Origin of the sequence: Veillonella parvula, from assembly GCF_032472435.1 — a bacterium.
In the GTDB taxonomy this organism is placed as follows: Bacteria; Bacillota; Negativicutes; order Veillonellales; family Veillonellaceae; genus Veillonella; species Veillonella parvula_N.
In genome coordinates, this window is record NZ_JAWEGM010000007.1 from 40981 (window position 1) to 53118 (window position 12138).

Consider the following 12138-nt stretch of genomic DNA (forward strand, 5'->3'; position numbering starts at 1 on the left):
TGTAAACAGGCAGAAAGGTTACAAATATGGAAAATTTAAATTATGTCATTCACTTATTTCATAGTGGTGGGTATGTAATGTATCCATTGTTACTCTTGTCTTTCATGGTTATCGCTATAGCTGCAGAACGTGCTTTCTTCTATCGTAAGTATGCAGGTAAAACATTTGTTGTAACTCATGCCGTAAATGAATTCGCAAAATTACAACGTTGGGATGAAATTGATAAAGTAATTAAAGAGAACCCTTCTATTGCAAGTCGTATTGCGGAAGCAGGTTTAAAAAATGATTCTAGCGAAGAAGCAATGAAGACCGCTTTTGCTGATCAAATGGGGGTTGATGCAGTTGGTTTCCGAAAATATATGGACTACTTAAGTGCAACAGTTACAATTTCTCCATTATTGGGCTTGCTTGGTACAGTAACAGGTATGATTGGCTCTTTCAGTATCCTTGACTCCGGTGCGGGTGCATCTGCCATTACTGGTGGTGTAGGTGAGGCGCTTATCGCGACAGCATCTGGCTTATGTGTGGCCATAATGGCATTTATCGTTTACACAATTTTTAGTCATCGTTTGGACTCCATTATTAACCAAATTGAAAATATGTGTGTAAATATAGTTACAGCTAAACGAGAAGGGTGGAAATAGTTATGAACTTGCAAAGCTTTCGTATGAAAACTAAGCCGGAATTCATGATCATTCCAATGATTGATATCATTTTCTTCTTGTTGGTATTCTTCATGATGAACAGCTTGCAAACAGTGGCTCAAAAAGCCTTGTCTGTACAATTACCACAGGCTACTAGTGCTTCTGCACCAGCTCAATTACCAGTGGTTTTAACATTAGATGCGGAGGGTCATATTACGATTGATAACAAGCCAATGAGCATTGACGATGCTGAGGCAATGGTAAAACAACGTATCCAAGAAAACCCTAATGCTAGTGTTATCTTACAAGCCGATAAACGAGCGGCTCATGGTCAAGTAGTAGCGATTATGGACATGTTAAAACAATCTGGCGTTAAACGCTTAGCTATTGCAGCTGAACAGAAAGGATAACTATGGGACTAGGCATATCATGGAAAAAAGCAGCCATTATATCCGCCGTAGTTCATCTTATTGCTCTCTTTATTGCTGTAATCTTTTTTGTAGTGGTTCCAGCCATTCAAGAAATGGATACCTATGAAATCGACCTCACACAAAGTGTGCTCGATGATGGTGGCAGTGGACATGCTGGTGGTGGCGGAGGTAACAGAGCAGATCTGTTCCCAAAACCATTGTCAGCAGATGAAGTAGCGGCAAGAACAAAGGCTGTTGTAGCAAATGTTGAACCATCTACAGCAACAGATATTCCTGATGCAGTAGATGTGGCAGCTAAAGCAAGTGAAAATAAAGGCAATACATCCGGTGATAATTCCGCTGTTGGTGGCACAGGCCCTGGATCAGGTGGTGGTTCTGGCGGTGGTCATGGTACTGGTGAAGGCACTGGAATTGGTGATGGTAGAGGCCATGGTACTGGTACAGGTGATGGTACTGGTGAAGGTGATGGTCACGGTACAGGTAAAGCCGCGTTCAATGTAGAGGGCTTTTATGCAGCTGTAGATAGCCAAAAACAAATTCCTTATGCGGCTATTAAACGTAAAATGAACGTAGATGTTACAATTAATGTAATGGCTAAATTAGATACTAATGGTAATTTAATAGACGTATATCCAACTAGTGGTGGCGATGAGATATTTGTAGAAGCGGCTCTTGATGCAGTGCGACGAGCGACTCCGTATCCAAATGAAACAGGGGATATACAACCAGTAGAAGTTCCTGTACACTTTGTAGTACAGGCCGATGGCGAAGATGAAGAAGAATAAATATATCTAAGTAATAAAGGAGATAAATATGAAATCTATTATTTTATATTCTTCCCTTACGGGAAATACTAAAAGTGTAGCGGAAGCAATGGCTTCCGTTATGCCTGAGGGAACACCTTGCGTTTCTGTAAAAGATGCACCTGAAAATTTAGCTGATTATGATACAGTATTCGTAGGTTTCTGGGTGGATCGAGGCACAGCGAATAAAGAAGCGGCAAAATTGATTGAAACTTTAAAGAATCCTAATGTGGTATTCTTTGCCACACTAGGGATGTATGCTGATTCTGATCATGCTCGTGAAAGTATCGAAAAAGCATCTGAATTATTGCCTAACAAAGAAGCTCTTGTAGACGGCTTCGTATGCCAAGGTAAAATCGATCCTAAAGTAATCGAAATGATGTATAAAATGTTCCCCCCTGGATCAGCACATGGGCAAAGCCCAGAACGCGATGCATTACATAAAGCGGCGGAAACTCATCCAGATGAACAAGACTTTGCAAATGCAAAAGAATTTACAAAATCTGTACTTGCAAAGTTGCAAGCCTAATTTCTGAAAGGGGATTGGAGTATGAGTTTAGCAAGTTTCTTTGAATCCATTCCGGAGAAACAACGCAATCTACAACTAGGTTTAGAATGCGATAATCCGATGAGTGGTGCATTTCCTCATAAACGTGTTGTACATGCAGGTCTCAATGGTACGCTCGTTTCTCCAAAAGAAACACAAGCCGTTTGGGATTCGTTAATGAATGGCACTCCTAAAAAGGGCGAAATGCAATGCGCTTACATTCATATTCCGTTTTGTAAGACAAAATGCACATATTGTGGTTTCTTCCAAAACGGTACGAGTCAAAGTGTTGAAGACCAATATATTGATGGTCTTATCAGTGAATTAAAGCTCGCTAGTGAGCGTTCGAGATTAAAAGACGGTTTGATCCATGCCGTATTTATCGGCGGTGGCACACCAACATCTTTATCACCTACAAATTCTGAAAGATTGCTTAAAGCGATTAAAGCGTATTTGCCATTGGCAAACGATTATGAGCTTACCTTAGAAGGTCGTATTCACGATTTGATCCCTGAAAATCTTGAAGTTTGGATGGCAAACGGCGTCAACCGTATGTCCATCGGCGTACAATCTTTTAACACAGAAGTGCGTCAAATGGTAGGCCGTTTAGATACGAAAGAAACCGTATTAGAACGACTAGCTGCTTTGAAAGCTTATGGTCAATGCTCTGTCGTTATTGACTTAATCTATGGCTTGCCTGGTCAAACTATGGAGGTGTGGGAACAAGATTTAGCTGATTTAGTAAGCTCTGGTGTTGATGGTGCAGACCTATATCAATTAAATGTATTTGATGGTAGTGATCTCAATAAAGATATTACAAACGGTAAAGTTCCAGCTGCAGCCACAACAGCAATGCAAGGAGATATGTTCGAATTCGGTCGACAATACCTAGATGCGCGATCTTATCGCCGATTGAGTGCTGCACATTGGAGTGCTAATAATCGTGAGCGTAGCCTATATAACACTTTAGCTAAATCGGGCGTCCCAATGTTCCCATTTGGTAGTGGTGCAGGTGGTAACGTCGACGGTTATGGCATGATGTTACATCGTGCATTAAAACCATACGAAGATATGGTTACCCGCGGTGAAAAACCATTTATGGCCCTTATGAAACAAAGTGATTTACAACCTATCGTAAACCGAGTAGTAAGTCAATTAGAACAAGGATTCCTCAATATTATGAGCTTAGTAAAAATGGATTCCAGATTAGATGAATTGAACTGGCTCTATAAATTATGGGAAAAACGAGGTCTTGTTGCCTATAATGGATTGCTTTATAAATTGACTGATGCAGGTGAATTCTGGACTGTAAACCTTACGCAAAGTACATTAGAAGCTGTTGAATATATCATGACTGGTAAGAATTCCTTCGCTATAGAAGCAGTAGCAGCACAAGATACAAAAACAACTTCTAAAGAAAATCCTAACCAAGAGGTACGTGGCATTGGCCAAGGTAAAGCCAATATCTCTGTACCAACTGACGAAGATTCCGAAGCACAACGTAAAGATGCTCTCATTGCTAAGGCTAAAGCTGAAATTGCTAAGAGCGGTGCTTCTGGCGAAGCAGCAGAACGAATGGTACAAGCTATGTACAATTTAAGTGCTGATGAGATTGAATATATGATGGAACGTATGATGTCTTAAACTGTTATGTTACACCTTAATTCTAACAACCTCTCCCAATAACCAACATATAATATACAAGACATATTACGTGACATATACGTGCTCTCTGTAGTACAAAGTAAACCCCAGACTGTAGTCTGGGGTTTACTTTTTATAGAGCGAAAGGTATTCTGTAGGTATAAGACTTAAATGACTTTAAAAAGTATAGCAATAGATGTATAGGAATAGATGTATAAGTCTATAAGGACAATAAAAATCTAATTGCTGTTAAAATCATAAAACAATAAGTGAGATAGTAAATCTATAAGATGTGAAGTGATATTGCTTGTATAGTTGATAAAAGGCTTAGGAGGTTAGTATGAGTACATGTCCTCAAAAAGAAATAGATATATTAGGTATTGGGGCTAGCACATTAGACCGCTTCATCGTTGTGGATCATTACCCAACGGGACGTGAGGTGCAGCAAGTTGTATCTTCTACCACCGATGGTGGAGGACCTGTAGCTACAGCATTAGCCGTTGCAGGTAAATATGGTGCACGTACGGCCATGATTGATAGTATCGGTGACGATATGGTAGGGCAGCATATTTTAGATGATTTCAAAAAATATAATGTTAATACCGATTCTATTCATATTGAGGGACAGGCAAAAAGTGGTGTCGCTACAATCCTCGTAAAGCATAGTACTGGCGAGCGTGCCGTATTTTTTGAACGCTCTACTGCGCCAGAGCCAGTATTTTTAGATGCTCATAAGCAATTAATTAAAGAATCTTTTATTTTACATGTCAATGGACGGCACCGACAATTCATGTGTTCTGCCATGGCATTAGCACAAGAGGTTGGTACTATTATCTCCCTCGATGGAGGTGCACAGCGCTACGATGAAGAGATGAAATCTATTACAGAGGCAAGTCATATTGTTATTGTTGCTCGTGATTATGCTGAAAAGTATACGGGCACTACTGATTTAGAAGAGGCTTGCCGTATTATTCATGAACGTGGCGCACTTATTGCAGGGGTTACGGATGGCGCTAATGGTAGTTATTTCGTATGGCCTGATGGAACTTTCTATCGCTGCCAAGCATTTCCTCAAGAACATGTAGTTGATACAACGGGGGCTGGAGATAGTTTTCATGGTGCATTTCTTTCAAAGCTTGTTACATTATTGAGTGAGTTAGCCCCCGTGGAAGGGTTAAAGACCTCTACATATGGTATAGATTTATTACAACATTGTGGACATTCTGATCTAGAAAAGGCTGCTATTTTTGCGTCCGCTGTAGCAGCTTTAAATACGCAAGGGATTGGTGGCCGTAGCCCTTTACCAAGTTTACAAGTTGTACATAAGTTAATGGGCTTGGAGTAAATCAGTATGTGGCACGATATTTCCCATTCTCATGTACAACGGTACATGCAACAAAATCCATATCGATTATTAGCGTTTAGCTTTCTAGGCGTCATGATTATAGGTACCCTATTGCTTATGTTACCGATGGCGAGTGCTCAGGGGCAAACGACGGCTCTTGTAGATGCCGCTTTTACAGCCGTATCTTGTGTTTCGGTAACAGGGCTGGCCACTGTAGATACTTATTATCATTGGTCTTTATTTGGCAAGCTTGTAATGGTTATCCTTATTCAGTTAGGTGGTTTAGGCATTGTATCTTTCACAACCATAATTGCTTTGCTTCTAGGTAAACGAGTAGGCCTTAAAAATCGTGTGCTTTTGTCTGAGGATGTCGGACAGGATGGTATGACTGGTTTATTACATATTACGAAAAAGTTAACGCTTTATACCTTTGCTATTGAACTTGTAGGAGGCATAATCTATACAATTCAGCTATATCCCTATATTGGACAGGCTGCATTGTATACCGGTATCATGCAAGCTGTTTCCACCTTTTGTAACGCTGGATTTGTATTTTTTGATAATGATCTACCTTATGCCATGGTAGGGGACATATTATTTAATATCAATACAGCAGTACTAATTGTTATCGGTGGTTTTGGTTATTTAGCGGCCTTTGACATATGGTCACATCGTAAGGTGCGACGATTTGTTGACTTAAAACTTCATACTAAGATTATGTTAGTAGGCACAATGACTCTTATTCTACTAGGGACCGTCATTTTCTTAGGAGTGGAATGGTCAAATCCAAAAACCTTTGGGTCATTACCGATTTGGAATAAAATAATGGCCTCTTTATTTCAATCGATTACGCCGCGTACAGCTGGGATTGCAACGGTTGATTATAATGCATTACATCCAATTACTTTGTTTGTTACCATTATTCTCATGTTTATTGGTGCCGGCCCAAACTCTACCGGTGGAGGGGTTAAAATTAGTACCGTAGCAGTAACCATACTTGCATCGCGTACCTTGTTTAATAACCGTCCAGATACAGAGATTTTTGAACGTCGTATTTCATTAGTAACCGTGCTTAAAGCCAACGGGATTATATTTTTATCGCTCCTTCTTATTTTAATAGCCACATGTTATCTGGCCTGGGATGAGCCTTATGATTTTATCCGATTGTTATTTGAGGTTACGTCTGCCTTTGGGACTGTAGGCCTTACAACGGGAATTACGCCTGATTTATCTGAAAGCAGTAAATGGGTGCTGATGCTTGTTATGTTTACCGGTCGTGTTGGTGTTATGACCGTTATTGGTACATGGGCTCTTAGGACATCACCAACGAAGCCAATTGGGTATGCAGAAGAGAATGTATTGTTGTAATTGAGTAGAATAGTTAGCCTATCAGGAGATATAGCATGAAATATAAAACAATAGCTGTCATTGGTCTTGGACAATTTGGTACGACCATCGCCAAGATGTTAGCCTCTATGAATCATGAGGTTTTGGGTGTAGATATTAATCCAGAAATTGTACAAAAGGTTTCCCCCTATGTCACACATGCTATCGTAGCAGATACTACTGATGAAGAGGCTATTAAAGCCTTAGCTTTGAGCCAATTTGATATAGTTATTGTTGCCATTGGCGATAATATCCAGGCAAATCTTATGACTTCGATGTTATTGAAAGAAATGAAAATGCCTCATGTGGTTTCGAAAGCTGAAAATGCACTTCAAGGTAAGATGCTTAAGAAGATGGGGGTAGATATGGTTATCTATCCAGAATACGATGTGGCACAACGGTTAGCTCAATCGTTGACACGAGAACATGTAATGGATTACTTACAGCTATCTAAAAGCATTAGTCTTATTGAAGTAGATATGCCAAAATTTTTGGTAGGCACCTGCTTAAAAGATTCTAATCTGCGTGAGAAATATAATCTTAATGCTGTAGGGATTAGACGTGGGGAGGATTTAGAAGTCCCTCCTAATCCGTTTACGATTCTTTCAGCAGAGGAAAAATTATTAGTTATAGGGAATAATTCTGATTTAGATGCATTAACAGTGTAGTAGGTATACGAAAGAGATATAAATATATCGAAAAAATATGATATAATAAGATAGAATTCAGTATAGGCCATACGTATTCGTATGGCCTTTTAATATAGAAATGAAGGTTATTATGACAGAGGAACAATATATAACGGCGCTGACCAATAACCCACATGGGATTCGAAACATTCCAAATCCTACAGAAGCTATGCAACTTACATGTGTGGGACAAAACGGCATGTTGTTACAATATATTAAAGAACCTACTCAAAAGGTTATTGAAACGGCGCTTTCACAAGCACCACGAGCTATACAATTCGTTGAAAATCCTACAGAAGAATTGTTAAAAGCCTTAGTGGAAAAAGATTGGGCGGTTTTAGAATATATCGACAATCCGTCTGATATATTAATAAAAAGTGCGTTAGCTCAATCAGGTTGGGCTATTCGCTATATTGCAAACCCATCTGAAGAATTGCAATTAGAAGCGGTGAAGGCGAATTATGATGCCTTGCAATATATCAATGCTCCAAGCGAAGCTGTGCAGTTACAAGCCGTGCAAGAAAGTTACTTAGCCTTGCGCTACATTGATGAGCCTAGCGTAGCTGTACTAGAAGCAGCAGTAAAGCAAGATCCACAGGCAATGCGTCAGATTACAAATCTCACTAAGGACTTGGCTTTGCATTTATTTAAGGTAAGTGCGGCTATCGTCGGTTATATACCTAATACATTGGGCGTTACGGTAGACGAAATCAAAGATATAATTCTAGATGCCATTTCTAGCGATACCGTTGATGAAGACTATGTACGCGAGTTAATCAACAATAAAGCTATCGGTGGACGTCAATCCAAATGGCCTATTGATATATTGTCACTTATTGATAGGTATGGTACTAGAACTGTTAAAAGAATTGCAGTAGGCGAATATTTGAGATATTAGAACGGAGATACAATGAACTTTATAGATACAATGGCAAGCGTTGAGTTAGTGCTTGCTGCTAATCAGGTGCCCTTGCTCGTTGGTGAGACGGGCATTGGTAAAACCTCTCTTGCAGCGCGCGTTGCAGAGGTACATAATTGGGAATTAGTAACTATTGACGGGAACCTTTTAAAAGAAGGTGAAATTGGTGGCTTGCCTACAGTAGAAACGGTGACTCATACGGATGGTCATGGCAATACACGGGATGTGAAAACTACAGTATACGCTGTGCATCATACATTGGAACATGTAGCACAAGCCGTAGATAAAGGGCGCCAAGTATTGCTGTTTATCGATGAAATTAACCGTGCAGAACATGCAGTTCAACAAGAATTGATGAACCTTATTCTAAACCGTGAAATTAATGGCTTTTCTTTAAGTGATCAAGTGCGCATCGTCGCCGCTATGAACCCTGAGGATTCCTTTGATTACCAAACCATCGATATGGACCCGGCACAGCAAAACCGTTTTGTATGGCTTTATATGAATGCTGATTATATGCAATGGATTGACTGGGCTATTGGTGCTGGTATTGAAGAAAAGGTTATTGAATTTATTTCTTCCTATCCAGAATATTTAAATCAACGTCACGAAGACGATATCGATGCCACACCTCGTTCCTTTGAACGCGTGTCCGGTCTATATAGAATTTATAAGAATCAAGAGGGCACAAGTTATAGTCGCGACGTATTTATGAATGTTATTCGTGGTAACGTAGGTAAACTCATTGCGGAGGCTTTTGTAAACTTTATCGAGTCCGATCAAGAACCTCTTATTACCTTTGATGATGTATTGGCAGCGGTTCAAAAACCAGGTGCTATTATGTCTATGGCTGAGCAGGTTAAAGGTGAAAGCCCAACTCGCCTTTATGTAGCAGCAAAAAATATGTTGCATCGTTTAAATCGCAATAGCAATGCGCAGGAAGTACATCATTTTGTGGAGTTTTTAACCTTGTATCCAGGCGATTTGCGCGTAGCGGTTATGAAAGATCTTCGTAACACGTATGAGCGCGTTTACGCTTATGCTATTGAAAATGACCTTTTTGTAGATACTTTCTTTGACGCGCAAAAATAATTTTATGTGCGTAGTTAACCAAATCGAAGCTATCTATATAGATAATCAACTGTAGTAAATTATTAGTTATGAGGTTAATTGATATATAGCATGTGACATATATTAAATTTGTTTTCTAAAGAAAAGGGGGTGTAAATATGCAACGAAACTTAGATAAGGATGATATACGTGATGCTTCGGATTTGCTGACTCATATCGATGGTTGGGAAAAGACGGGTTCTTATGATGCGGAAGCTATCGAGGCTCTTGATCGATGGCATGCGAAACGAGAGCGCATACATCGCGAAGCAGAGGCTTTGTATACGCAAATATACGCATCCTATGAGGCCTATGTAGATAGCTATGAAGAACAACATCATAGCATGGCGCCTGAACGTATAGCGGCTGATCTTATGAACCATAATATGTCGGATAGCCATATAGGTACTATCGGTCGTGCTCTTGAAGACGTACAAGTGGAGGGGACAGACCTTTCCGTTATGCAGCAAGCGATAATGACACCTGCCTATGAGCAACGGTTGTGGAACATATTGCATGATGTAAACAGTTTGCTCCTTGAAGAGGACCAATTCTTTGGTTACTTTTACTTACAAATGACTCATCGCATTCGCTTTGATATGGCCAGTGCTTTTGGTATTAATCTTAAACAGGGCGGATATGTATTATATGTAAATCCCTTTATCTTGTTACGCCAATCACCTGATGTGATGAAGGATGGTATTAAGCGTGAAGTTCTTCATATCATTTCTGCTCATTTGATGCGGGTAAAAGCACTGAGCCAAGGCTTTCACAAAACAGCAGTCCATATGGCTATGGACATGGTCGTAAATGATTACCTTGAACATGTAGACCGTGATGCAGTAACGGTAGCCAATGTAAATGCGCGCTTTGGTTTGTTATTAAAGCGTTTTCGTACCATTGAATACTATGCGAAGGCTATTGATAAGGTCATGAAAGAAAAACCAGATCTCTTTGTGCCCATCGATAATGCAGATACAGCGGTTGCTATGGAGTTTGACCCTCAAACTAGCCATGATATTTGGGATGAATCTGATTCTATTGATATAGATACGATGGACCAAATCACGGAGCGCTATATCAATGAAGCATCAAAGGGGGATATGGAAGGCTATGTGAAAAGTCTTATCGATACATTCCAAAAAACGCGACGCGCTTTGCCGTGGTATTTTTATCTCAAAAAGCTGATGGGCAAGGTAGCGAGTGGATACAAAAAAACGACGATGCGTCGTAATCGTCGTCAGCCTGAGCGTTTGGAATTGTCTGGTACATTGCGCCAACATAAGGCAAATGTATGGGTAGCTCTCGACATGAGTGGTAGTATAACTGATGTAGAGTTTACGAATGCCTTAGAGCAAGTGTTACAAATCGTGCATGCTTATAACCATCGCATTACCGTTGTAGAATGTGATAATGAGGTGCGCCGCACCTATACGATGGAATCTGTAAAAGATGTAAAACCTCGCCTCGATGTGCGTGGTGCAACGGCCTTTACCCCTGTATTCTCTCTGGCTAATCAAAACCGTGTAGATTTACTTGTATATTTTACGGATGGCAAAGGGGAAGAGCGACTTCGAGAGGCGCCAAGGGGCTATAAGGTGCTGTGGGTGTTGACCGGTGAGAACCCTCAATTATCTTTGCATACCCCATACGGCCTGGTTCGTGAACTCGGCTATGTTGGTGTTGATGAAACTCAAGATATTGATGAGTTTGTACGCATGGCTAACCGTGGGGGCTTTTCTATGGCAAATCAAGAGATTTAGTCTATTAGAATGCAATTTTTTATGGGTTTGATCTTGAACCAAGACTATATACAAAAATGACGCAATCCTTTGGATTGCGTCATTTTTAGGTCTGTAGATTTTGTATTAGCTGTTAAGCTCAATAGAAGAACCTGGATCGATAATGAGTGCTGTTTGGTTATACTTACCTTCTACAAGACTTGTAAATACACCTGGTTCGCGGTCGATAACGGGCCATGTTTTGTAGTGAATTGGAATGGAAATACGCGCTTTTACATAAGAAGCAGCAAGAGCTGCATCTTCAACCCCCATTGTGTAATTATCACCGATAGGAAGAAGGGCGTAATCAATTTCACCAAAACGATTTAATAATTTCATATCGCTAAAGAGTGCTGTATCACCAGCGAAGTATAGGATATCTCCGTAGAAATCTACGATACAACCTGCAGCGTGACCGCCAGGGATGCCAGAGCCGTGGAAGGCAGGAACCATTCGAACAGAACCGAATTCAAAGTCGAACTTGCCACCTAAATGCATGGCGTGTGTACGACAACCGGCAGCTGCCGCTTTACCCGCTACCTCAGCAGTAGAAATAACGAGTGCATCATTTGCTTTGGCAATAAAATCTGTGTCGCCATAATGATCATCATGACCATGACTGACAAAGATATATTGGCATTTGATGTCTTCTCTTTTAGCGATATCCCATGTATTACCGGTCAAGAATGGGTCGAAAATCATGGATACATCGCCACGTGTGAGCATAAAGCAAGCGTGACCAAAATAAGTTAGTTTTGTTTTCATAGGAACACTTCCTTCCTTGTACATACAATTCTTAATTCTATTGTATAATATAATAAATGAAAATAAAACTATTG

General features: G+C 40.2%; 12 protein-coding genes. 11 read left to right on the plus strand and 1 reads right to left on the minus strand.

Features of this window, described 5'->3' with window-relative positions; all coding sequences use genetic code 11:
• The first annotated feature begins 26 nt into the window (after positions 1–26).
• From E7A03_RS08920 to E7A03_RS08970, 11 genes are all read left to right on the plus strand, one after another.
• Entirely contained in the window at positions 27–644 is a 618-nt protein-coding gene (locus tag E7A03_RS08920) for a MotA/TolQ/ExbB proton channel family protein (RefSeq protein ID WP_004696674.1), read from the plus strand.
• 2 nt (positions 645–646) lie between these two features.
• Positions 647–1054: an ExbD/TolR family protein gene (locus tag E7A03_RS08925; RefSeq protein WP_004698605.1), complete on the plus strand. Its 408-nt coding sequence runs from the start codon at positions 647–649 to the stop codon at positions 1052–1054.
• 2 nt (positions 1055–1056) lie between these two features.
• The gene (locus E7A03_RS08930; protein ID WP_012864670.1) at positions 1057–1860 is read left to right on the plus strand and encodes an energy transducer TonB; all 804 of its coding nucleotides are present in this window, start codon (positions 1057–1059) and stop codon (positions 1858–1860) included.
• Positions 1861–1888: 28 nt separating this feature from the next.
• Positions 1889–2407: a flavodoxin family protein gene (locus E7A03_RS08935; RefSeq protein WP_021148425.1), complete on the plus strand. Its 519-nt coding sequence runs from the start codon at positions 1889–1891 to the stop codon at positions 2405–2407.
• 21 nt (positions 2408–2428) lie between these two features.
• Complete coding sequence (hutW, locus tag E7A03_RS08940) at positions 2429–4069, plus strand: heme anaerobic degradation radical SAM methyltransferase ChuW/HutW (protein WP_120055516.1); 1641 nt, start codon at positions 2429–2431, stop codon at positions 4067–4069.
• Between the two features lie 340 nt (positions 4070–4409).
• Complete coding sequence (locus tag E7A03_RS08945; protein ID WP_316074038.1) at positions 4410–5414, plus strand: carbohydrate kinase family protein; 1005 nt, start codon at positions 4410–4412, stop codon at positions 5412–5414.
• A gap of 6 nt (positions 5415–5420) precedes the next feature.
• On the plus strand, positions 5421–6782 hold the full coding sequence (locus tag E7A03_RS08950; protein ID WP_316074039.1) for a TrkH family potassium uptake protein: 1362 nt from the start codon (positions 5421–5423) through the stop codon (positions 6780–6782).
• Between the two features lie 35 nt (positions 6783–6817).
• Positions 6818–7468, plus strand: a complete 651-nt coding sequence (locus E7A03_RS08955) for a potassium channel family protein (RefSeq protein WP_004696663.1) — start codon at positions 6818–6820, stop codon at positions 7466–7468.
• 112 nt (positions 7469–7580) lie between these two features.
• Entirely contained in the window at positions 7581–8387 is an 807-nt protein-coding gene (locus E7A03_RS08960) for a hypothetical protein (protein WP_316074040.1), read from the plus strand.
• 12 nt (positions 8388–8399) lie between these two features.
• Positions 8400–9500: an AAA family ATPase gene (locus E7A03_RS08965; protein WP_316074041.1), complete on the plus strand. Its 1101-nt coding sequence runs from the start codon at positions 8400–8402 to the stop codon at positions 9498–9500.
• 137 nt (positions 9501–9637) lie between these two features.
• Positions 9638–11281 (plus strand): vWA domain-containing protein, encoded by a 1644-nt coding sequence (locus E7A03_RS08970; RefSeq protein ID WP_128113922.1) that lies wholly within the window; start codon positions 9638–9640, stop codon positions 11279–11281.
• 105 nt (positions 11282–11386) lie between these two features.
• Here the strand turns inward: E7A03_RS08970 and E7A03_RS08975 are convergent, their stop codons facing one another.
• Complete coding sequence (locus tag E7A03_RS08975) at positions 11387–12064, minus strand: metal-dependent hydrolase (protein ID WP_021148419.1); 678 nt, start codon at positions 12062–12064, stop codon at positions 11387–11389.
• Positions 12065–12138 lie beyond the last annotated feature (74 nt).